At 67.7% G+C, this 22,275-nt stretch carries 21 protein-coding genes and 1 pseudogene; 16 read left to right on the forward strand and 6 right to left on the reverse strand.

Annotation, left to right across the window (positions count from 1 at the left end):
- Positions 1 to 79: 79 nt before the first annotated feature.
- Both kduI and QZL87_RS18355 read left to right on the forward strand, forming a co-directional pair.
- Complete coding sequence (gene kduI, locus QZL87_RS18350) at positions 80 to 922, forward strand: 5-dehydro-4-deoxy-D-glucuronate isomerase (RefSeq protein ID WP_295321925.1); 843 nt, start codon at positions 80 to 82, stop codon at positions 920 to 922.
- Positions 923 to 1,041: 119 nt separating this feature from the next.
- Positions 1,042 to 1,695 carry a LuxR C-terminal-related transcriptional regulator gene (locus QZL87_RS18355; protein WP_295321927.1) on the forward strand — a complete coding sequence of 218 codons (654 nt, stop codon included), beginning with the start codon at positions 1,042 to 1,044 and terminating at the stop codon, positions 1,693 to 1,695.
- A gap of 174 nt (positions 1,696 to 1,869) precedes the next feature.
- On the opposite strand, the gene QZL87_RS18360 is transcribed toward QZL87_RS18355, so the two are convergent.
- Positions 1,870 to 2,922: an ACP S-malonyltransferase gene (locus QZL87_RS18360; RefSeq protein ID WP_295321929.1), complete on the reverse strand. Its 1,053-nt coding sequence runs from the start codon at positions 2,920 to 2,922 to the stop codon at positions 1,870 to 1,872.
- 145 nt (positions 2,923 to 3,067) lie between these two features.
- Complete coding sequence (locus tag QZL87_RS18365) at positions 3,068 to 5,269, reverse strand: alpha-ketoacid dehydrogenase subunit alpha/beta (RefSeq protein WP_295321931.1); 2,202 nt, start codon at positions 5,267 to 5,269, stop codon at positions 3,068 to 3,070.
- 166 nt (positions 5,270 to 5,435) lie between these two features.
- On the opposite strand from QZL87_RS18365, the gene QZL87_RS18370 reads away from it, so the two are divergent.
- From QZL87_RS18370 to QZL87_RS18405, 8 genes are all read left to right on the forward strand, one after another.
- A complete protein-coding gene (locus QZL87_RS18370) occupies positions 5,436 to 6,146 on the forward strand; it encodes a DUF4129 domain-containing protein (RefSeq protein ID WP_295321933.1) in 711 nt (236 codons plus the stop codon).
- On the forward strand, positions 6,143 to 7,378 hold the full coding sequence (locus tag QZL87_RS18375) for a DUF4350 domain-containing protein (RefSeq protein ID WP_295321935.1): 1,236 nt from the start codon (positions 6,143 to 6,145) through the stop codon (positions 7,376 to 7,378). The genes QZL87_RS18370 and QZL87_RS18375 overlap by 4 nt, the downstream gene beginning before the upstream one ends.
- Positions 7,368 to 8,333 carry a MoxR family ATPase gene (locus QZL87_RS18380; RefSeq protein ID WP_295321937.1) on the forward strand — a complete coding sequence of 322 codons (966 nt, stop codon included), beginning with the start codon at positions 7,368 to 7,370 and terminating at the stop codon, positions 8,331 to 8,333. Before QZL87_RS18375 ends, QZL87_RS18380 begins: the two co-directional genes overlap by 11 nt.
- 126 nt (positions 8,334 to 8,459) lie before the next feature.
- Positions 8,460 to 9,776, forward strand: a complete 1,317-nt coding sequence (locus QZL87_RS18385; RefSeq protein ID WP_295321939.1) for a DUF58 domain-containing protein — start codon at positions 8,460 to 8,462, stop codon at positions 9,774 to 9,776.
- The gene (locus QZL87_RS18390; protein ID WP_295321942.1) at positions 9,773 to 10,813 is read left to right on the forward strand and encodes a stage II sporulation protein M; all 1,041 of its coding nucleotides are present in this window, start codon (positions 9,773 to 9,775) and stop codon (positions 10,811 to 10,813) included. The genes QZL87_RS18385 and QZL87_RS18390 overlap by 4 nt, the downstream gene beginning before the upstream one ends.
- Positions 10,810 to 11,679 (forward strand): RDD family protein, encoded by an 870-nt coding sequence (locus QZL87_RS18395; RefSeq protein WP_295321945.1) that lies wholly within the window; start codon positions 10,810 to 10,812, stop codon positions 11,677 to 11,679. The genes QZL87_RS18390 and QZL87_RS18395 overlap by 4 nt, the downstream gene beginning before the upstream one ends.
- A gap of 7 nt (positions 11,680 to 11,686) precedes the next feature.
- The gene (locus tag QZL87_RS18400) at positions 11,687 to 12,352 is read left to right on the forward strand and encodes a nitroreductase (RefSeq protein ID WP_362988018.1); all 666 of its coding nucleotides are present in this window, start codon (positions 11,687 to 11,689) and stop codon (positions 12,350 to 12,352) included.
- Between the two features lie 3 nt (positions 12,353 to 12,355).
- The gene (locus tag QZL87_RS18405) at positions 12,356 to 12,859 is read left to right on the forward strand and encodes a hypothetical protein (RefSeq protein WP_295321950.1); all 504 of its coding nucleotides are present in this window, start codon (positions 12,356 to 12,358) and stop codon (positions 12,857 to 12,859) included.
- A 293-nt stretch (positions 12,860 to 13,152) separates the two neighbouring features.
- Here the strand turns inward: QZL87_RS18405 and QZL87_RS18410 are convergent, their stop codons facing one another.
- Positions 13,153 to 13,587 (reverse strand): hypothetical protein, encoded by a 435-nt coding sequence (locus QZL87_RS18410; protein ID WP_295321952.1) that lies wholly within the window; start codon positions 13,585 to 13,587, stop codon positions 13,153 to 13,155.
- A 107-nt stretch (positions 13,588 to 13,694) separates the two neighbouring features.
- On the opposite strand from QZL87_RS18410, the gene gyrB reads away from it, so the two are divergent.
- Positions 13,695 to 16,244 carry a DNA topoisomerase (ATP-hydrolyzing) subunit B gene (gene gyrB, locus QZL87_RS18415; protein ID WP_295321955.1) on the forward strand — a complete coding sequence of 850 codons (2,550 nt, stop codon included), beginning with the start codon at positions 13,695 to 13,697 and terminating at the stop codon, positions 16,242 to 16,244.
- Positions 16,245 to 16,333: 89 nt separating this feature from the next.
- Positions 16,334 to 16,756: a septal ring lytic transglycosylase RlpA family protein gene (locus QZL87_RS18420; RefSeq protein ID WP_295321957.1), complete on the forward strand. Its 423-nt coding sequence runs from the start codon at positions 16,334 to 16,336 to the stop codon at positions 16,754 to 16,756.
- A 119-nt stretch (positions 16,757 to 16,875) separates the two neighbouring features.
- Here QZL87_RS18420 and QZL87_RS18425 read toward each other — a convergent pair whose 3' ends face one another.
- Positions 16,876 to 17,769, reverse strand: a complete 894-nt coding sequence (locus tag QZL87_RS18425) for a glutaminase (protein WP_295327040.1) — start codon at positions 17,767 to 17,769, stop codon at positions 16,876 to 16,878.
- Positions 17,770 to 17,904: 135 nt separating this feature from the next.
- On the opposite strand from QZL87_RS18425, the gene QZL87_RS18430 reads away from it, so the two are divergent.
- The 3 genes from QZL87_RS18430 to QZL87_RS18440 are packed head-to-tail and all read left to right on the forward strand — an operon-like array spanning position 17,905 to position 19,165.
- Positions 17,905 to 18,378 (forward strand): VOC family protein, encoded by a 474-nt coding sequence (locus QZL87_RS18430; protein ID WP_295321960.1) that lies wholly within the window; start codon positions 17,905 to 17,907, stop codon positions 18,376 to 18,378.
- Entirely contained in the window at positions 18,375 to 18,701 is a 327-nt protein-coding gene (locus tag QZL87_RS18435) for a metalloregulator ArsR/SmtB family transcription factor (RefSeq protein WP_295321963.1), read from the forward strand. The genes QZL87_RS18430 and QZL87_RS18435 overlap by 4 nt, the downstream gene beginning before the upstream one ends.
- Positions 18,698 to 19,165, forward strand: coding sequence for an SRPBCC domain-containing protein (locus QZL87_RS18440; RefSeq protein ID WP_295321965.1), 468 nt, complete (start codon positions 18,698 to 18,700; stop codon positions 19,163 to 19,165). The genes QZL87_RS18435 and QZL87_RS18440 overlap by 4 nt, the downstream gene beginning before the upstream one ends.
- Positions 19,166 to 19,327: 162 nt before the next feature.
- Here the strand turns inward: QZL87_RS18440 and glpX are convergent, their stop codons facing one another.
- Complete coding sequence (glpX, locus tag QZL87_RS18445; RefSeq protein WP_295321968.1) at positions 19,328 to 20,299, reverse strand: class II fructose-bisphosphatase; 972 nt, start codon at positions 20,297 to 20,299, stop codon at positions 19,328 to 19,330.
- Positions 20,300 to 20,410: 111 nt separating this feature from the next.
- Between glpX and QZL87_RS18450 the strand changes: the two genes are divergently transcribed.
- Complete coding sequence (locus QZL87_RS18450) at positions 20,411 to 20,833, forward strand: hypothetical protein (protein WP_295321970.1); 423 nt, start codon at positions 20,411 to 20,413, stop codon at positions 20,831 to 20,833.
- A gap of 20 nt (positions 20,834 to 20,853) precedes the next feature.
- Here QZL87_RS18450 and QZL87_RS18455 read toward each other — a convergent pair.
- Positions 20,854 to 22,242: pseudogene (locus QZL87_RS18455) on the reverse strand (homoserine dehydrogenase).
- Positions 22,243 to 22,275: the final 33 nt, after the last annotated feature.

A 22,275-nucleotide genomic window follows, 5' to 3' on the forward strand; every position in this document is an offset into this window, starting at 1 on the left:
GCCTCGCGCCCCGGCGGCTGCACGTGGCCCTTTTGACCCGGGGCGGTGCCGCCGGTCCGGTCCTTTCTTCGGAGCAATCATGTTCGATCGAACCTATTACGCCACCCATCCGGACATGATGGCGTGCGTGTCCAATGACGAACTGCGCGATCGCTATCTCATCCGGAATTTGTTCCGCCCGAACGCGTGCGTGCTCAACTATACGCATGCCGACCGGCTGGTGATCGGCGGGGTGCTGGTCGAGAGCGGAAGCGTCCGGCTGCCCGACCAATCGGAGCCGGCGTCGGCAGCCGGCCACCCGTTCCTCGAGCGGCGCGAACTCGGCATCGTCAATGTCGGCCGCGCCGAGGGCACCGTGGCCGTCGACGGCGAGCTGTTCGCGCTCGGTGCGAAGGACAGCCTCTATGTCACGATGGGCGCGAAAGACGTCCGCTTTTCCGGCGACGGCGCGCGCTTCTATCTCGCCTCGTCGCCCGCGCATCGCGCCTTCGATACGCGCAAACTGCCGCTCGCCGACGCCAGGATACTCGAGCGTGGCAGCCTGGAGACGGCCAACGACCGGACGATTCACCAGCTCGTCATCCCCGGCGTGTGCGACAGCGCGCAGCTGGCGATGGGCCTCACCATCCTCAAGCCGGGAAGCGTGTGGAACACGATGCCGCCGCACGTCCACGAACGCCGGAGCGAGATTTATTTCTACTTCGATCTCGACGATCCCGAACAGGGCCGGGTGATGCACTTCATGGGTCAGGGCGAGGCGACCCGGCATATCGTCATGGCGGACGGCGAGGCGGTGATCTCTCCGCCCTGGTCGATCCACATGGGCGCCGGAACCGGCGCCTATGCGTTCATCTGGGTCATGGCGGGCGAGAACCAGGATTATGACGACATGAATGTCCTCGACATCTGCCAGCTCAGCTAAACGGCGGATAGTTGTTCGGGGTCCTCGCTTCCCCGAATTTCCGGCAAACGCGCCGAAATGGCGCCGCCTTCGACCCTTTCGCGCTGTCCGTCCGGTCATTCGGGGCGCAGCATCGCAGCGTGACCGAAAGCGGGGGCCATATCCATCTGATCCTGCCCGATCCTGTCGAACGGGCCGCCTGTTTTCGTGCGCTCGCGGCGGGTGGCGCGCGGGTCGTGCGCAGCTTTGCGAGCGCGGATGCGTGGATCGAGGCCGAGGGCGACGACCTTTCCGGCATCCTGCTTTTTCGCTGGCGCCAGCCGGGCCGGACCGATGGCGCGGCGCTGCTCGACCGGGTCGCCGGGCGTCCCGGGATCGCCGCGTTCGTCGCGGCCGAGCGGCTCAGTATCGCCGAATCGCGCGCCATCCTGCGCGGCGGCGCGCAGGATCTACTACCCGCGCCGCTCGACCCCCGCTTCGTCCGGGGCACGATCGATGCGGTGCTGGCCGATTGGCGCGCGGCGCAAGAGGCGCGTGCCCGGCAGCGCGAAGCCGAAGCGCGACTGGCGGCGCTGACCCCGCGCGAGCGCGACATATTGGATGGGATCGCCGCCGGTCTCGGCAACAAGACGATCGCGCGGCGGCTCGCGCTCAGCCCGCGCACGGTCGAAGTGCATCGTGCGAATATCATGCGCCGCGCCGGCGCGGGTAATGTCGCCGAACTGCTGCGATTGCAATTCACCGCCGAACATGCGCGCGCCGCGCCGGTCGATCGGGTCCGTTTCGGTGCATGATCGCGCGCAAACCCGGCCACGCGGCGCGCAATGCGCCTATAAGGAAAATGAACGGTGTACCGCCCTTGAGTTGGTCCCCATTGGCGCTGCCGTTCATCCGCCCGGGGTCAACCCCACCTGACCCCGGGCCAACGACAGGCCGGCAGGGACGTTCCTCCCTGCCGGCCTATTTCGTCATCGCTGGAGGACCAGCGCGCGCTGATCGGCGCGCCCCATCGAGAGCAGGATCGGGTCCGACGCCTGCCGCGCCATGAAATCAGCCTTGCTTGCCATGCCCTGCCAGCCGATACCGATCAGCGACTGCGCGATCGCTCCGCCGAGCGTGTCGCCGGGGCCGGGCAGGATGATGACGTCGGGGGCGAACTCCTTGACCGCCACCTGCACCGAGAGCGCGAAATCATAAGGCGCGAGGATCTGGTGGCCGAAGCTGTAATCCCATATCGCGGCGGGATCGCTGGAGAAGCGCCGCCAGATATGGCCGCGGCCGTCGACCAGCGGCAGGGCCGGGCGGCCGAACAGCGACGGCGGCAGTTCGGCCTTCGCCTTGTCCGCACTGCCGACCATCAGCGGGGTATGGAAAGGGCCGTGGCCCGCGAGGCGCAGCGGATCGCGCCCCGGGGTCGGCGGGGCTTCGGCGAGCAGGGCAGCGAGCCCTTCCTCATTGCCCGCAAGCACGAGCATCCCGGCTAGGTCGATCGAGAGCGCGAGAGCGTGATCGGGCCGCGCGTCGATCGCGGCGACGAGATCGAGCAGCGCCGCACGCAGGCCGGGCACCGGGCGCCAGTCGTCGTCCACCACCTGCAGCAATATCTGCCCGCCGGGCCCGTGCGTCTGGCTGTTGAGCCCCATCGCGTTCGATATGCGGAAGCCGTCCTCGACCGAGACCGCGCCCCCCACGGCCAGCGCACTGTACCAGCCCATCGAATTGCCGAGCGCCGCGACGATGTCATATGTGTCGCGGTCGATACTCAGATAATCGAGCGCGGTCGCGGTGTAGATCAGCGGCGCCGCGACGTCGCCGCGCATATGCGTGCTCACGCTGAAGCGGTCGGCGCCGTCTAGCTCGGAAACGGTCGGCTGGTCCCGTTCGCGACGCTGCGCGTCGAAATCGGCGATCAGGTCGGCGAAGCGCGCGCCGTGAAGCCGGGCAATGCTGCCGAGCTCGCCCTTGCCATAGGTGCCGCGGCCAGGGGCGACGACAAGGGCGGTTTTCTTTGCCGCGGTCATACCCGACCTCCATCAACCAAACCGCCGTGCTCCTGCGCAGGCAGGGGCCCATCATCGACCATTTCGGCTCGAAGCAACGGGCCATGAAAAAGGAAAGCGTCGGAGATGGGCTCCTGCCTGCGCAGGGGCACGGCGGTGTAAAGCGTCACGCCAGCAACTCCTTCGCAGCCGCGACGATCGAATCGCGGCTCGGCAGCGTCAGCGTCGCGGCCTTGCCCAAGGGAATGAAGCTGTCGTCGGCGGCGATGCGCTTCAGCCTCTTGTCAGGAGTGCGCTCGGCGAAGGTCGCCATCAGCGCCTCGCTTTGCGACCCGGTGATGCGGCATTCGTCGACGATCAGGATGCGCTGCGCGTCGCCGACGGCGGCGACGAGCTTCTCCTCGTCGACCGGGCCGAGCCAGCGCAGGTCGATCACGCGTGCCTTCACACCATCGCCGGCGAGCAGTTTCTCGGCCTGCCGCGAGAGATAATATCCATTGCCGTAAGTGACGATCGCGAGGTCCGTGCCTGCGCCATGGACGCCGACGTCGCCGAGGCGGATCGGCGCGCCTTCGCCGGGGGTTTCGTAGACGCTCGTCCACAGCCCGTCGCCTTCTTCGTGGAGGTCGCGCGTCATGTAGAGCGCGATCGGTTCGACGAAGACGACCACGCGCTGCTCCTCGCGCGCGAGGCGGACGCATTCGCGAAGCATTGCCACAGCGTCGCGCCCGTTCGACGGTACCGCGAGGACAAGGCCCGGAATGTCGCGGAAAACCGCGAGGCTGTTGTCGTTGTGGAAATGGCCGCCGAAGCCCTTCTGATAGCCGAGCCCCGCGATGCGGATCACCATCGGGTTCGTATATTGGCCGTCCGAGAAGAAGCTCAATGTCGCTGCCTCGCCGCGGATCTGGTCCTCGGCATTGTGGACATAGGCGAGGAACTGGATCTCGGGCATCGGAAGGAAGCCATTGTGCGCCATGCCGATCGCGAGCCCGAGGATCGCCTGCTCGTCGAGCAAGGTGTTGACGACGCGCGCCGAGCCGAAACGCTGATGGAGCTTCGCCGTGACATTGTAGACGCCACCCTTCGGCCCGACATCCTCGCCCGCGACGACGATCTCCCGATGCGCGAGCATCAGGTCGGCGAGCGCCCACGAGAGGAGACGCGCCATGTGCTGCGGCTTGTCCATCGCCTGCGCGTCGCTGCCGAACATCGCCTTGCGATCGTCGTCCGACGGCGTGTTGGCGCGGGCGATCTTCCGCTTCGGCGGGATCAGGCTTTCCATCACGCCGGCGGAGGTCGTGATCTTCGGGCGCAGGATCGCCGCTTCGGCCTGCCGCGCGAGCGTCGCACCGATCTCTTCATAGGCGTCGGCGATCTCGGCGCGCGACATCCAGCCATGTTCGATCATCAGCGCCGCGCCCGCGAGCAGCGGGTCGCGCGCCTCGTCGGCCTCGATCAGCGCCTTGGGAAGATAGGCGCCCTGCACGTCGGACCCGGCGTGGCCGTAGAGGCGCACCGTCGCCATATGCAGGAAGACGGGCTTGCGCGTGCGCCGCGCATGGTCGGCGGCTTCGCACGCGCCGGCATAGGCCGAGACGAGGTCGGTGCCGTCGCATTTGATATAGTGGAGCCCCGCGCGGTGGCGGAACTGCGCCTCGATCCAGCCGGTCGGGGTGCGCGTCGAAATGCCGATGCCATTGTCTTCGCAAAGGAAGATCAGCGGCATGGGCGAGCCCTGGAACGCCGCCCAGCCCGCCGTGTTGAACGCGCCCTGCGCGGTCGAATGGTTCGCCGACGCGTCGCCGAAACTCGTCAGCACCACCGCATCGTCGGGCAACGGCAGCCCGGTCATGCCGAGCCGCCGCGCGATCCCGATCGAGAAAGCCGCACCGACCGCCTTCGGCAGATGCGAGGCGATCGTCGAGGTCTGCGGCGGGATCGCGAGCGGCTTCGACCCGATCACCTTGTGCCGTCCGCCCGAGATCGGATCTTCGGACGAGGCGGCGAAGCTCAGCAGCATGTCCCACGTCGGCGTGCCGCCGGGAAGCTGGCGCGACCGGTGGAGCTGGAAGGCGTTCGAACGATAGTGGAGGAACGCCATGTCGGTGACGCGCAGCGCCGCGGCGACCGCCGCATTGCCCTCGTGTCCCGACGAGCCGATCGTGTAGAAGCCTTCGCCGCGCGCCTGCAGATGGCGCGACAGCCGGTCCATCTGGCGGCTCGTCAGCTGCGAGAGGAAGATGTCGGTCGCTTGCGCGCGCGACAGGCCGGCCGCGGCGGGATCGGGCGCGTCGGCACGGCCGGGCAGAAGGCCCCCCGCGAGGGCCGCGAGGAATTTTTCATGTACCGCCTGCGCCGCGTCCACCTGTCTCTCCTGTCACGCGGCCAGTGGTTTCCGTTGTAACGAACCGGCCGATTTTTCCGCGCGCTAGAACGGGGCCGTCCGGCGCGCAAGCATCTCTTGCCTTGCTGCGCGCGCTCGCGCTACCACGTTCGGCAATGACCGAGCGGGGCGAGATCATCTTTTCAACATGATATCCATGTGGATCTCCCAGGCGTCGGCGGCTGCCGACGCATCGAGCGCCGACGCGGGCGGGGGATGGCTGCTCGATCCCGAACTGGTCGATCCGGGTTACAGCCAGACGATCGCGGGCGGCGAGATCCAGACCGCCTTCCCGCCGCCGCCCCCACCGCCGGCGCCGCCGCCCGAGTGGCTGAAGTCGCTGCTGAACGCGATCGGCAATTTCTTCGAATGGAGCGCGCCCGCGGCGAAGCCGCTGATGTGGATCGTGGCCGCGCTGTTCCTGCTGTTCCTCCTCTATCATTTGGTGCCCGCTTTTGCACAGTGGGTCGACAATCTGCGCTTCGGCCGCAAGCGCGGCGACGCGGATGCCGGTGATTTCGCCGGGCAGGCCGAAGCGGGCGCGGCGCGCGCGCTGCTCGCCGAGGCCGATGCGCTCGCCGCCGAGGGGCGCTTCGCCGAGGCGGTGCATCTGCTGCTCTATCGCAGCGTCGAGGATATCGAGGGCCGCCGCCCGGGCCTCGTCAAACCCGCGATGACATCGCGCGACCTTGCCGAAGCGTACGACCTGCCCATCGTCGCGCGCGGCGCGTTCAGCCGCATCGCGAGCGCGGTCGAGATCAGCCTGTTCGGCGGACGCTCGATCGACGCGGCGGCGTGGGAGCAGTGCCGCAGCGCTTATGCCGAGCTGACGGTGCCGAGGAGCTGGGCGCGCGCATGAGCGATTCCGGCGTCAGCGATCATGGCTTCAACCCGCGGTTGATCGCAGGCGTCGTGATGATCGGCGTCATCGCCTTCGTCGCGCTGTGGGCGCTCATCGCCTTGGGGCCGCAGCTCAGCAGCGGTAACGATGGCGGCGGCCACGCGCTGTCGAAGGCGGCGCCGGGCTATGCCGGGATCGTCGATCTTGTCGAGCGCGCTGGCGCCGAGGTCGAACTCCGCCGGCGCGTCGAAACGACGCGCTACGACGATTATGAACCGCTGCTGGTGCTGACCCCGACGCACCGCACCCGCGCCTCCGAGATCGCCGAACTGTTCGACGCCGGGCGCAGGGGATCTGCGCTGATCGTGCTGCCGAAATGGCAGACCATGGCGGTGCCGGGACAGACGCAGAAGCCCGGCTGGGTCAGCGTCGGCTTTCCGGTGCGCCCGCCCGCGGCGTTGCTGCCGCCGGCGCAATTCGGCGAAGTCGCGATCAAGGCCGCGCCAGGCAAGGCGCAGGAGGTGCCCGCGCGGCTGGCCGGGCGCAGCTTCACCGCCTGGCTGCCCGACAATGTCCAGACGATTTCGGGTGGCAATCTCGAAACGCTGATCGCGGCGCCGAACGGCGGCGCGGTGCTGGCGCAGGTCGGCGAGCGCGACATCTACATTCTCGCCGACCCCGACCTCATCAACAATCTCGCCTTCGCCTCGCGCGACAAGGCGGCCGGCGGCGCGATGCTGATCGACGCGATCGCCGACTATACCGACGCCGACGGGCTCGCTTTCGACCTCACGCTCAATGGCTTCGGCGGCGGGCGTTCGCTGCTCCGCTTCGCCTTCGTGCCGCCTTTCATCGGCATCACGCTCTGCCTGCTCGCCGCCGGGCTGCTCGCACTGTGGCAGGCGTGGACGCGCTTCGGCCCCGCGCTGAAGCCCGGGCGCGCGATCCCGGTGTCGAAGGCGGCGCTGATCGCCAACAGCGCCGACCTGATCCGGCAGGCGCGGCGCGAACTCGACGGCGCCGATGCCTATGTGAAAAGCCAGCGCAGCGCGATCGCGCGGCGGCTGCACGCGCCCGCCGGGCTCGACGAAGCCGAAACCGATGCGTGGATCGACAAGCATCTGCGCGGCGACGGCGAGCTTTTCTCCGCGCTGGCGCGGCGTCTGCCGATCGCGCGCAACACCCACGAGTTTCTGGCAGACGCGCAGGCGCTGCACGACATCAGGAAGGATCTACTCCGTGACAGCTAATCCCGTGGAAAGCGTGGCGGCGCTCGGCGCCGCGATCGAGGGCGAGGTCGCCAAGGCGGTGTTCGGGCAGGGGCAGCTGACGCGCATGGTGACGATCGCGCTGCTCGCGGGCGGACACGTCCTGCTCGAAGGTCCGCCGGGCACCGCGAAGACGTTGCTCGCGCAGGCCTTTGCCAAGGCGGTCGGCCTCGATTTCGGGCGCATCCAGTTCACCCCCGACCTGATGCCCGGCGATATTTTGGGGTCGAACCTGTTCAACTTCCAGACGTCGAGCTTTACCCTGACCAAGGGGCCGATCTTCACCGAACTGCTGCTCGCCGACGAGATCAACCGCACCCCGCCCAAGACGCAGGCCGCGCTGCTCGAAGCGATGCAGGAGCGGCGGGTGACGATCAATGGCGAACCGCACGCGATGAGCCCGCGCTTCACCGTGCTCGCGACGCAGAATCCGATCGAGCAGCAGGGCGTCTATCCGCTCCCCGAGGCGCAGCTCGACCGATTCCTGTTCAAGCTCGTCGTCGATTATCCCGACGCCGCCGAGGAACGGCGCATCGTCGCCGACCATGGCGGGCGCTTCAAAAGCCCGGCGGTTGGAGATTTCGGCGTCACGCAAGTTGCCGACGCCAAGGCGATCGGCGCGGCGATCGACACGATCGCGACCGTCCGGCTCGCCGAGGAGATCGTCGATTATATCGTCCGTCTCGTTCGCGCGACGCGCGAGAGCGCCGACCTCGAATGCGGCGCCTCCCCGCGCGCCGCGACCTTGCTCGCGCGCGCGGCGTGCGCGGCGGCGGCGCTCGACGGGCGCGATTATGTGATCCCCGACGACGTCCAGCGCCTCGCCGCCGGCGTGCTGCGCCACCGCGTCATCCTGTCGGCGGCGGCCGAGATCGAGGGCCGGGGTGTCGAGCAGGTTGTCGCGGCGGTGCTCGAACGCGAGGAGGTGCCGCGGTGACGATTATCGTTTTTCCTCAGCATTACAGCGTCATTGCGAGCGTAGCGAAGCAATCCAGGGCGTGGCAAGCCGCTCTGGATTGCTTCGCTACGCTCGCAATGACGGATGGAACGGGGGCGGATTGACATGATCTACCCCACCCGCCGGGCGATCTATCTGCTGCTTGCGGGCGCGCCGGTCGCGCTCGCGCTCGGGCTGGTGCGGCCCGAACTGTGGCTGGTCGCGCCCGGCTGGATCGGGGTGATCATCGCCTGCCTGATCCTCGATAGCATTGCGGGTGCGAATCCCCGCCATCTGACGCTCGATGCCCGCTTCCCGCATCAGGTCGGCGTCGGCGATCCGTTCGACCTGTCGCTCACTGCGAGCGGCCGCGGCGTGCCGCCGCACGCCGAACTCGCGCTCGCGCTCGACGAAAGGCTTGCCGAAGGCGGGCGGCTGGCCGGCGATATGCGGCGCGCGGGCACGGGCGATGCCCTCGTCCGCACGCTCGCGCTCACGGCCTCGCGGCGCGGGCAGGCGCGCGTCGATTCACTGTGGATCCGCTGGGCGGGGCCGCTCGGGCTCGTGTGGAAACAGCGCAAATTCGCGATCGACGGCGCGATCAGCGTCGTGCCGAGCCTGCGCGCGGTCACCGACGAGGGCAGCCGCCTCTTTCAACGCAACAGCTGGTTCGGCCTTCGCCAGCAGCGTTTTCGCGGCGAAGGCGCCGAGTTTGAGGCGCTTGCCGAATATCAGCCGGGGATGGACCGGCGCGCGATCGACTGGAATGCCTCGGCGCGCCACGTCAAATTGCTCGCCAAGGAATATCGCGTCGAGCGCGACAATCGCGTCGTCCTCGCGATCGACAGCGGGCGGACGATGGCCGAGCCGGTCGGCGGCATGCCGCGCGTCGACCGCGCGGTGTCGGCAGCGCTGCTGCTCGCCTATGTCGGGCTGAAGCTCAACGACCGCGTCAGCTTCTTCTCCTTCGCCGCCAAGCCGCAGGCGCTGACCCCTGCCTATATGCACACGCAGGATTTCCCGGCGTTACAGCGCGCCGCGAGCCTGATCGACTATGCCCATGTCGAGAGCAATTTCACCCTCGCGCTGACGACGCTCAGCGCGCAGCTCAACCGCCGCTCGCTGATCATATTGTTCACCGAATTCACCGACGCGACGAGCGCCGACCTGATGATCCGGGCCGCAGGCAGGCTCGCGCAGAAGCACCGCCTGCTGTTCGTCGTGATCCGCGACGAGGAGGTCGAGAGCGAGGAGCGGCGGCGGCCCGAGACCGGCGCCGACGTCACGCGATCGAACGTCGCCGCGGCGATGCTGCTGGACCGCCAGCTGGTGATCGCGCGGCTCCAGCGCCTCGGCGCCGACGTCATCGAAGTGCCCGCCGACGCGATGGGCGCGAGCGCGGTCGAGGCCTATCTCGGCATCAAGAGGCAGGGCAGCCTGTGATCCCGCCCGCCGCCCCCGCAAGGAGCATCGACGCGCCGAGCTTCTCGACGAGCCGCTTCCGCGCCGAACGCGAAGCCGACTGGATCGCCTTCGACCTTCTGCTGACGAAGCTCGAGAAGAAGGGCGCGAAGGCGCTGACCAGCGACGAGCTGCTCCAGCTCCCGATCCTCTATCGCGCGACGCTGTCGTCGCTGTCGATCGCGCGCGCGACGAGCCTCGACAAGGCGCTGCTCGATCATCTCGAAGCCTTGTCGATCCGCGGCTATTTCCTCGTCTATGGCGTGCGCGAGAGCCGCTGGAGCCGGCTCCGCCGCTTCTTCCTCTACGACTGGCCCGCGGCGGTGCGGTCGGTATGGAAGGAGACGCTGATCGTCGCGCTCGTCATCCTGCTCGGTGCGCTGACCAGCTATTCGCTCGTCGCGAGCAACCCCGAATGGTATTTCAACTTCGTCCCCGAGGAGATGGCGGGCGGCCGCGATCCGCGCGCTTCGGCCGAATATCTCCAGACGACGCTCGGCCATGGCAAAGCGGCGGCGGAGAAAGGCGAAAGCGGGCTGCACGTCTTCGCGACCTATTTGTTCACGCACAATAGCCGCGTGTCGATCCTCTCCTTCGCGCTCGGCTTCGCTTTCGGCGTACCGACGCTGATGCTCGAATATTATCAGGGGATCGGGCTCGGCGCGATGATGGCGGTCTTTTCGGCCAAGGGGCTCGGCTTCGATTTCGGCGGCTGGCTGTTCATCCATGGCACCACCGAGCTGTTCGCCGCCGCATTGTCGGGCGCCGCGGGCCTTCGTATCGGCACTGCGGTCGTCTTTCCCGGCGCGCGCGGGCGGTTGCAGGCGGCGTCGGAGGCGGGGCGCACCGCGGGCAAGGTGATGGTCGGCGTCATACTGATGCTGTTCGCCGCCGGGCTGCTCGAAGGCTTCGGGCGCCAGCTTATCACCGACACGATGCTGCGTTATGCGATCGGCACGCTGCTACTGCTCTTCTGGCTGGCCTATTATTACATCCCGCGCCGCGAGGATGTGACATGACCGCTGCCGCCAACGCGAAACAGCGCGCCGCGAAAACGAAGAAGATCCGCCAGTTCGTGACGCCCGAGGGCGTCGATCTCGAACTCAGGATCGCGAGCGCGGGGCTGCGTTTCGGCGCGCTGCTCGTCGATGTGGTGCTGATCCTGCTCGCGCTGCTTCTCTTTTCGCTGTTCATGCTGTGGATGGGGTTCGCATCGCAATCGGACATTACCGTCGTCGTGTGGATGCTGGGCGCCTTCATGCTGCGCACCTTCTGGTTCATCGGCTTCGAACTCGGCTCGCGCGCCGCGACGCCGGGCAAGCGCCTGATGGGCATCCGCGTCGTTGCACGCGACGGCGGCCGCCTGACCGCCGACGCGGTGGTTGCGCGCAATCTGATCCGCGAGCTCGAAATCTTCCTGCCGCTGATGATGCTCGGCGTCGGCGCGTCGGAGGATATGGTGTCGGGGTGGATCATGCTCGCCGGCATCCTCTGGGCGCTGACGCTCAGCCTCTTCCTGCTGTTCAACCGCGACCGGATGCGGATGGGCGACCTGATCGCGGGGACTTGGGTGGTGATGGCGCGGCGCGCCAAGCTCGACGCCGACATCGCCGCGGTCGATGCGGCGGGGGATGCGATGGCCTTCACCGACGCCGAGCTCGCCGTCTACGGCATTTTCGAGCTGCAGGAACTCGAGCGCGTGCTTCGCGGCCGCGATCCGCGCGCGATGCGCGAGGTCGCCGATGCGATCCGCGCCAAGATCGGGCGGCCGGTCGCCGAAGAGGATGACGTCTTCCTGCTTTCCTACTACCGCCAGTTGAAAGCTCGGCTCGAACGCAAATTGCTGTTCGGCAAGCGGCGAGAGGATAAATATGCCAGCGATTGATACCAGCGTGACCGAAGCTCTCCACAAGCGCCGTTCGGTGCGCGCTTTTACCGGCCAGCCGGTCGATCCGGCGCTGCTCAAGGAGATTTTCGCCGCGGCGCAGCGCGCGCCGTCGGGCGGCAATCTCCAGCCGTGGCAGGCGACGCTACTGACCGGCGAACCGTGGCAGGCGATGAAAGACGCTGTCGCCGCGCGGATCGCGATGGGGCGCGCGGGGCACGAGCCCGAATATGACATCTACCCCCCGGCGCTGACCGCACCCTGGACCGAACGCCGCTTCGGGGTCGGCGAGGCGCTCTATGCGTCGCTCGGCATCCCGCGCGAGGACAAGGCTGGGCGGCTCGCTCGGTTCATGGACAATTACCGGGGTTTCGGCGCACCGGTGATGCTTTTCCTCCATTGTTCGCGCATCATGGGGCCTCCGCAATGGGCGGACATGGGCATGTGGCTGCAATCGGTGATGCTGCTGCTCGTCGAGCACGGTCTCGCGAGCTGCCCGCAGGAATGCTGGGCGATGTATGGCGCGACCGTTCGGCACGCGCTCGGGCTGGACGACGGGCAGATTTTGTTCACCGGGCTCGCGATCGGCTATGCCGACACCGATGCGGCGGTGAACCAGTGGCCGGTGCCGCGCGCGCCGCTGGATGAAGTGATTGATTGGCAGGGGTTTTAAGCGATGAAAATGTCCGGGTTTCGCTATGCGGCGGCAGGGACGCTGATGCTGGCCGTCGCGGGCTGCGCCGCGATCCCGACGCCCGAAGCGCCGCCCCCCGCGCCGCAACCGGTTGCGCCTGCCCCGAGTCCGGCGCCGCTGCCGACCCCGACGGCCGGATGGGAGGATCGCGCGATCGATCGCGGCGCGTGGCGTTATGACGCCGCGAGCCGCACCGCCGCGTTCGTGCCGACGGGCAGCGCGAACCCGCTGCTGACGATGGCGTGCAGCGGCGGCGGTATCCGCATGACTTCGGCGCTTTCGGGCAACATCAGCCTGCGCACCAGCGCCGGGACCGACCAGATCCGCTTCGATGGCGGCAGCGCGAACCTGCCGAGCCGCGACCCGCGGCTCGACCGCATCGCCTTCAGCCGCGGCCGCTTCGCGCTGGAGACTCCGGGCGGCGGTGCGCTGACGCTGCCGGTGCAGTCCGAAATCGGGCGGGTGATCGAGGATTGCCGGGGGTAATGGGACGTCGGCTTTGGGGTGGGAAGAGGCCCTTCCCTATTTTCGTCATTCCCGCGAAAGCGGGAACCCAGTCTGGGGTCAGCCTACGCATGCTCTGGGTCCCCGCTTTCGCGGGGATGACGAAGTAAAAGGTGGGCGACGGCTGGTATCGGTCGGTTTCAGCCCCTCGTCATTCCGGACTTGATCCGGGATCCATTCTTTCCACGCTGCGTGAATGGACCCCGGATCAAGTCCGGGGTGACGATGAAACATAGGTCCGCTCCCGGTCGAAACCGGTCCTATTGGTGGCGCGGCTACCCGCCCAGTTGCACCGTCCCGCCCTTGATCCAGCCCCAGCGGCACGGACCCTGATATTCGCGGGCGTTCTGGACCGATTTGCCGACCCCGCACATGTCGGGGTCGGTGCCCGGCGCGGCGAAGACCACGCCGAACCAGGCGTCATTCTCGGCCGCCTCGCACAGCGACACATTCGCGCCGCCCGCGAGCCTCGCCTTGACCGCGCGCGTTTCGTTCGGCGCCCAATAGACGTCGGTGCCGCCCGCCTTGACGCGGCTGATGCTCGAACAGGCGGGCAGGCTCGGCCCCTCGGTGCCGATCATCACCGCGCGCGTCGCGAGCGGTTCGCCGGCAACGGCAGGGGCGTTGTCGGCGGGCGGCGCGGGCTGGCTGCACGCGGCGAGCGCGGCGATGAACAGGGCGGCGAAGGACGGAGCGACAGGGTGTTTCATGGGAATGAAACTAGCCGCCGCGGCGCGGGCGCGCAACGTTCGTCGCCCTACCCCCGAGAGCCGCATTTTCGCTTGGGTTTTGCGCCCTTCGACCCTATATAATCGATATGACAGACACGCCCGAAAACAGCGCGCCCGAAAGCGCCTCCAAACAGCCCAACGCAAATGCCTATGGCGCCGATTCGATCAAGGTCCTCAAGGGCCTCGACGCAGTGCGCAAGCGTCCGGGCATGTATATCGGCGATACCGACGACGGGTCGGGCCTGCATCACATGGTGTTTGAAGTTTCGGACAATGCGATCGACGAGGCGCTCGCGGGGCATTGCGACCTCGTCCTGATCACGCTCAACAGCGACGGGTCGGTGAGCGTCGAGGACAATGGCCGCGGCATCCCGACCGGCATCCACGCCGAGGAAGGCATTTCGGCGGCCGAGGTCATCATGACCCAGCTCCACGCGGGCGGGAAGTTCGAGAATACGAGCGACGACAATGCGTACAAGGTGTCGGGCGGCCTGCACGGCGTCGGCGTCTCGGTGGTCAACGCGCTTTCGGAATGGCTCGAACTCACGATCTGGCGCGACGGCGAAGAACATTGGATGCGCTTCGAACATGGCGATTCGGTCGCGCCGCTCAAAGTCAATGGCCCCGCACCCGCGGGCAAGAAGGGCACGCGCGTGACCTTCATGGCTTCGACCGAGACGTTCAAGAATGTCACCGAATATGATTTCGAGAAGCTCGAGCATCGCTATCGCGAGCTCGCCTTCCTCAACTCGGGCGTCCGCATCAAGCTCGTCGACGCGCGCCATGCCGAGCATGAGACGCACGACCTTTTCTACGAAGGCGGGATCGCGGCGTTCGTCAGATATCTCGACCGCAACAAGAATGCGCTGCTTCCCGATCCGATCGCGATCAGCAGCGAGCGCGACGGCATCGGCATCGACGTCGCGCTCGAGTGGAACGACAGCTATTATGAAAATGTCCTCTGCTTCACGAACAATATCCCGCAGCGCGACGGCGGCACCCACCTCGCGGCCTTCCGCGCCGCGCTGACGCGCACCTTGAACGGTTATGGCGAAAAGTCGGGGATGCTGAAGAAGGAAAAGGTCTCGCTGACCGGCGACGACATGCGCGAAGGGCTGACCGCGATCGTCTCGGTCAAGCTGCCCGATCCCAAATTCTCATCGCAGACCAAGGACAAGCTCGTGTCGTCCGAGGTCCGCCAGCCGCTCGAAAGCCTGATGGCCGACCGGATGACCGAATGGCTCGAGGAGAATCCGGCGCACGCGAAGGCGGTGATCCAGAAGGTGATCGACGCCGCCGCGGCGCGCGAAGCCGCGAAAAAGGCGCGCGAGCTGACGCGGCGCAAGGGCGCGATGGACATCGCCTCGCTCCCCGGCAAGCTTGCCGACTGTCAGGAACGCGATCCTTCGAAATGCGAACTTTTCCTCGTCGAGGGTGATTCGGCGGGCGGATCGGCGAAGCAGGGCCGCGACCGGCATGTGCAGGCGATCCTGCCCTTGAAGGGCAAGATTTTGAACGTCGAGCGCGCGCGTTTCGACCGCATCATTTCGTCGAAGGAAGTGGGCACGCTGATCCAGGCGCTCGGCACGGGCATCCGCGACGAGTTCAATGTCGAAAAATTGCGCTATCACAAGATCGTGATCATGACCGACGCCGACGTCGACGGCGCGCATATCCGCACGCTTTTGCTCACCTTCTTCTATCGCCAGATGCCCGAGATCATCGAGAACGGTCATCTCTACATCGCCCAGCCGCCGCTGTATAAAGTCGCGAAGGGGCGGAGCGAAGTCTATCTCAAGGACGACACTGCGCTCGAAAATTACCTTGTCGATGCGGGGATCGATGCGCTGCTGCTCGAAACGGCGGGCGGCGCGCGTTCGGGCGCCGATCTGCGCTCGCTGATCGACCATGGTCGGCGGCTGCGCGCGCTGATGCGCTACGTGCCGCGCACCCTCAACCACGGGCTCGTCGAGGCGCTCGCGCTGACCGGCGCGCTCGACCCCGATCTCGACACCGCGGGCCGCCACAGCGCCGCGGCGACCGCCGCGGCCTGGCTCAACGCGGCCGAGCGGGCGCTGACCGGCGGGGCCGAGGCCATCTGGACCGTCGAAGCGGTCGAGGGCGGCGGCTATACGCTCGAACGCCGCTGGCGCGGGGTCAGCGACCATCATGCGATCGACGCGGGTTTTCTTGCCAGCCAGGAAGCGCGCCGGATGCACAAGCTCGCCGCCGAACAGGCCGACACCTATGCCCGCCCGGGACGATTGGTGAAGGCGACCGGCGCCGCGGCCGAAGTCGAAACCGAGATTGCCGATGGGGAAGAGGGCGAGGCGCCCGCAGCGGCAACGGGCGCCAAGGCCAACCCCGTGACGCGCCCGTCCGAACTGCTCGACGCGATCTTCGCGCACAGCCGCAAGGGGCTCGCGATCAGCCGCTACAAGGGGCTGGGCGAAATGAATGCCGAACAGCTCTGGGAAACCACGCTCGATCCCGCCAACCGCTCGCTGCTGCGTGTCGAGGCCGAACAGGCCGATGTCGCGCACGAAATCTTCGAGCGGCTGATGGGCGACGAGGTCGAGCCGCGGCGCGATTTCATTCAGACCAACGCCTTGTCGGTGGCGAATCTCGACGTCTGATCGCAATTTAGGTTCGATTGAACGCGCGGCGGCTTGTTTCGGCGGGCCGCTGCTGCTTTTGGCGCCTCCACCAAAGAGGGAGAGGTGCCATGCGGGCTCTTGCAACCATGGTATTGCCGCTGATGCTCGTCGCATCGGCCGCCGCGCAGGATAGCGATGCCGCTGCCATACCCGCCGTCGCGGCAAGCGCGGTCCCCATCGCCGACATGGAAACCGAAATCGACGGGGGCATGGCGAGCTATTATGGCAATGAACTCGCCGGCAACCGCACCGCGAACGGCGAACGCTTCGACCCCGGCCAGCTGACCGCCGCGCACCGCACCCTGCCCTTCGGCAGCATGGTGCGCGTCACCAACATGTCGAACGGCGACAGCGTGATCGTCCGCATCAACGACCGCGGTCCCTTCGCCCACGGCCGCGTGATCGACATCAGCCAGGCGGCGGCGCGCGAGATCGGCATGCACCGCAGCGGCACCGCGCGCGTGAAGCTGGCGCTGCTCGCCGACGACTGAGATAATGGCGTCGCTGCCGGGTTTCGACTGGTTGCGGACATAGGGGAGAAAGCCCCTCCCCTTCAGGGGAGGGGCTTTTCATAAGGCCGCAACGTCCGTTCACCACCGCAAAGCTGCCGCTAATCGAAAACCGACCAGCCCGCCGCATAGGCGAAATGTTCGAGCGCCGCCGCGCCCGCGAGCGACGTTCCCGCCTCGCCCAGCGCGGGCGACCAGACCGCGATCGAGCCCTGCCCCGGCGCGATGCAGAGGATGCCGCCGCCGACCCCGCTCTTGCCCGGCAGGCCGACACGGAAGGCGAATTCGCCCGAATTGTCATAGTGGCCGCACAGCATCATGATCGCGTTGATCCGCCGCGCGCGGTGTGCTTCGATCAATTGCTCGCCGGTCAGCGGGTCGCGCCCCTCCATCGCGAGGAACAGCCCGGCGCGCGCGAGCTGGCGGCACGACATGGCGATCGCGCATTGGCGGAAATAGACGCCGACGACGGTTTCGACCGGGTGCGTCAGATTGCCGAAGGCGTCCATGAAATGCGCGAGGCTGCGGTTGCGCGCGCCGGTTTCGGATTCGGAAAAGGCGACGTCGAAGTCGATTCCGACGCCGTCATCGCCCGCGCGGGCGCGCATGAAATCGACGATCTCATCAACGGTCGCATCGCCGCTGCGCCCGTCGATCAGCCGGTCCGTCGTCGCGAGCGCGCCCGCGTTGATCAGCGGGTTGCGCGGGATGCCCTGCTCGCTTTCGAGCTGGACGACCGAGTTGAACGCTGATCCCGAGGGTTCGCGGCCGACGCTGTCCCACAGCGAACTGCCGACGCGGCGGAGGGCCAATGCGAGGGTGAAGACCTTCGATACCGACTGGATCGAGAAGGGCTCGTCGGCGTCGCCCGCCGCGTGGATGGTGCCGTCGGGGAGGGCGAGCGCGAAACCGAGCTTGTCCGGATCGACCTTCGCCAGTGCGGGGATATAGCCGGCGACGCGCCCTTTTCCGAGCTGCGCAGCGGCCAGTGTCATCGCTTCGTCGATATGGGTGCGAAGGTCGTCGGTCATGACGCTGCTTTATCATCTTGATGCCCATCGGCGAGTATTTTCAATTTATAGAAAATATTTTATGATTGCGAAATCAAATAGCGACTCGGGAGACAGGACATGGCCGATCATCCACGACCCAAGGGGCTTGCGAGCGCCGTCTGCTACAAGGATGCGAAGGCGGCGTTCCGCTGGCTCGAGGAGGCGTTCGGGTTCGAGCCCGCCTTCGTGCTGCTCGACGCCGACGGCAATCTCGCGCACAGCGAGATGGAATATGGCAATTCGTCGATCATGATCGGCAATGAATGGTCGGACGACCATCGCAGTCCCGCGAACCTCGGCGGCAAGAACACGCAGACGGTGCATGTCCAGCTGGGCCGCGGCGAAGACATCGACGCGCATTGCGAACGCGCGCGCGCCGCCGGGGCGGACATCGTCGCGGCGCCCGAAACCCAATTCTACGGCGACCGCACCTACCGCGCCAGGGACCCCGAGGGGCATATCTGGACCTTCGGCGTGACGGTCGAGGAAAAGACCGCCGAGGAATGGGATGCCGAGGGCGGCTTCACGACCAAGACGCGGCTCGACGATTGAGCGCCGCGCTCGACCGGATGCTCGGCGCGCTCGCCGACCCGGTGCGGCGGCGCGCGATCGCGCTGCTGGGCGAGCGGCCGCGCAGCGCCGGCGAGCTGGCGGGCGCGCTCGGCCTCGCGCCGCCCGCGATGAGCCGGCACCTGCGAAGCTTGAAGGAAGGCGGGCTGGTCGAGGACGGGCATCCGGCGTTCGACGCACGCGTGCGCATCTATCGACTGAAGGACGGCGCGACCGCCGAGCTCAAGCAATGGCTCGCCGAGACCGAGGCATTGTGGTCGCACCAGCTGGCGAATTTCAAGCGTCATGTCGAGGGCGGCGAATGAGCGCGGCGGTGATCGTCGCGCTGCGCGTTGCGGCGACTCCTGGGGCGGCGTTCGCCGCCTTTACACGCGACATCGGAATTTGGTGGCGGAGCCATCCGCTGTTCCAGCTTTCGCGCGGGGGCGACGGCGTGCTGCGCTTCGATCCCGCGGGGCCGGGCGGGCGGCTCGTCACGCGCTTCGACGACGGCACGGAGTGGGAGATCGGCGCGGTGCGCTACTGGCTGCCGGGCGAACGGCTGGCGTTCGCCTGGCGCTTGCCGAGTTTCCGCGACGATCAGACGACCGAAGTCGATGTCCGGTTCGAGGCCGTCGGCGGCGAAACGCGCGTGATCGTCGAGCATCGCGGCTGGGACGCGATCCCGCAAAGCCACGTCGCGCGGCACGGGTTCGAGCTGCTGCTTTTTCAGCGGCGGCTGGGGGAGTTTTGGCGGGGATTGCTGAAGGGGATGGGCGAGCGGTTTTGAGCGGATGGCGGCGTTGGGGTGGAGAGCGGACGTTGCCTATAACCGTCGCCCCCGCGAAGGCGGGGGCCGCCAGCGGCCTTAATCAGCGGTGCCCGCGTAAACCGACAGCGGCCCCCGCCTTCGCGGGGGCGACGGCTAGTTTCGGCCGCTTTCAATCCATCCTCAATGCGACCGATGCTCGCCCTTGACCCAGCGCACGGTGCCCGACGAGGCGCGCATCACCACCGTTTCGGTCGTCATCACGCCGTCGCGGCGGCGCTTGACGCCGCGCAGCAGCGATCCGTCGGTGACCCCCGTCGCGGCGAAGATCACGTCGCCCTTGGCGAGATCCTCGAGGTCGTAGACGCGGTCGAGATCCTCGATGCCCCACTTCTTCGCGCGCTTGCGTTCGTCGTCGTTGCGGAAGAGCAGGCGGCCCTTGAACTGGCCGCCGACGCAGCGCAGCGCGGCGGCGGCGAGCACGCCCTCGGGCGCGCCGCCCGACCCCATATAGATGTCGATATTGGTTTCGGGATTGGTCGTCGCGATCACGCCCGCGACGTCGCCGTCGGGGATCAGCGCGACGCCGCAGCCGATCGCGCGCAGTTCGGCGATGATCGCCTCGTGACGCGGACGGTCGAGCACGCAGACGATGATCTGTTCGGGCTTGCAGCCCTTTTCGCGCGCCACCGCCTCGACATTCTCGCGCACGCTCTTGTCGAAACCGACGATGTCGGGCGAATAGCCGGCGCCGACCGCGAGCTTGTCCATATAGACGTCGGGGGCGTTGAGCAGGCAGCCTTCCTCGGCGATCGCGAGCACCGCGAGCGCGTTCGGCCCCGCCTTGGCGGTGATCGTCGTGCCCTCGAGCGGGTCGACCGCGATGTCGATCTTGGGGCCCTTGCCCGGCGCATTGCCGACCTTCTCGCCGATATAGAGCATCGGCGCTTCGTCGCGCTCGCCCTCGCCGATGACGATCGTGCCGTCCATATAGAGGGTGTTGAACGCGGTGCGCATCGCTTCGACCGCGGCGGCGTCGGCTGCCTTTTCGTCGCCGCGGCCGATCAGCTTCGCGGCGGCGATCGCCGCGGCTTCGGTGACGCGCACCATTTCGAGCACGAGCACCCGGTCGAGGTTGCTGCCGCTATCCGTCATCTTTCGCACTCTCCGTCTTTACTTGCTGCGCCGCGTCGGCATGGTGGGCGCCATATGGTCGCCCGCGCCACTTGTCGAGAACGCTTCGCCCGATTCGGAGCCGCTTTCGCCATGAGCTGTGTCGTCCTGATGACCGCGATGCCGCCCGCCGCCGCGCAGGTGCAGGGGCCGCCCGCGCCGCCGCCGCCGCGCGACGCCGAAACCGCCGCCGCCCGGGCAAAGGAGATGGTCGATCCGATCCGGCGCTGCAAACCCGCCGAGGACGGATCGATCAATGTGTGCGGCACCGACACCGAACGCCACCGCCTGACCCCCGAACTGCGGGCGATCGCCGGGGTGGGCCGCGAGGCGCCGCCCAAGCTGCCGCGTGCCGAGGCGCGGGCGATGAGCCTCGACAAGCTGCCCTATAATTGGGTGTCGATCGGCGGCCGCTATGCGCCCGGCCCCGAATATAATGCGCTCTATGAAATGGCGAAGGAGCGCACCGATCCCGAAACGGGTGAGCCTGCGGTGCCGGAGACGCCCGAGCCTTGATCCCCTCGGTCAGGGGCGAGTCAGAGCGCCAGTATCGGCATGTGCATCGGCGTGCCGACGACGTGGTCCGACGCGCCGAGGACAGCGAGCGCGGCGTGAATCGCGCGCGCGGGCCCTTCGTGGGTGACGAGCACGATGACGACGCCGTCGCCATCCTCGCTGCCGCGCTGGATCAGGCTTTCGATCGAGACGCCGGCGTCGCGCATCGCCGTCGCGATCTCGGCGAGGACGCCGATGCGGTCCTCGACGATCAGGCGGACATAATGTTTGCCGACGCGCGCGCCGGCGTCGGCGGCGGGCGCCGCGTCGAGCGCGTCGACGGGCATCGCGAAGGCGGGGCCATATTCGTCGCGCGCGATGTCGATGATGTCGGCGACGATCGCCGATGCGGTCGGTCCCGCGCCCGCGCCCGCGCCTTCGAAGAAGAGGCGGCCGACGAAATTGCCCTCGGCGACCACGGCGTTGAGCGCGCCGGGGACATAGGCGAGCGGATGGTCGGCGGGGACGAGGCACGGCTGGACATGCTGATAGAGGCCGCCGCCTTTGCCGGCGCCGTCGCGTTCGGCCATGCCGATCAGACGGACGCGGTGGCCGAGGGCTTCGGCTTCGCGAATGTCGGCGTGCTGGCGGCCTCGGTGTCAGACGACTGCGCTCAGGCCGGCTTCGCGAATGTCGGCGGCGATCAGCCCGCGTATGCCGTCGGCGGTCACCGCGCCGATGTCGAGCCGCGTCCCGAAGCAGAGCGCGGCGAGGATCGACAATTTGTGCGCCGCGTCCACGCCATCGACGTCGAAGCTCGGATCGGCCTCGGCAAAGCCTTCCGCCTGTGCGGCGGCGAGCGCGTCGGCGAAGCTCGCGCCGTCGCGCTCCATGCGCGTCAGGATGTAATTGCAGGTGCCGTTGAGGATGCCATAGACGCGCGCGATCTCGTTCGCCGACGCGCCCTCGCGGATCGCCTTGATGACGGGAATCCCGCCCGCGACCGCGGCCTCATATTTGAGCGGCGTGTCCCTTTCTTCGGCGAGCCGCGCGAGGTCGAGCCCGTGATGCGCGATCATCGCCTTGTTGGCGGTGACGAGCGCCTTGCCCGCGCCGAGCGCGTGGCGCGCGAGCGTCAGCGCCATGCCGTCGGCACCGCCGATCATCTCGACGACGACATCGACATCGTCGGCGGCGACGATCGCGTCCATATCGTCTTCCCAGCGATAGGAGGACAGGTCGACGCCGCGGTCCTTGTGCCGGTCGCGCGCCGACACCGCGACGATCTCGATCGGCCGCCCCGCGCGCCGCGCGATCAGCTCGCGGTTCGCCTCGAGCAGCCGCACGACCCCGCCGCCGACGACGCCGATCCCCGCGAGCGCGACGCGCAGCGGCGGGCGGGGGGCGGTCGGGGCGGAATAGGGCGACATGCGGGACTCCATAAGGCTACGGGGCCGCGCCCC

The organism is uncultured Sphingopyxis sp. (genome assembly GCF_900078365.1).
Taxonomy (GTDB): domain Bacteria; phylum Pseudomonadota; class Alphaproteobacteria; order Sphingomonadales; family Sphingomonadaceae; genus Sphingopyxis.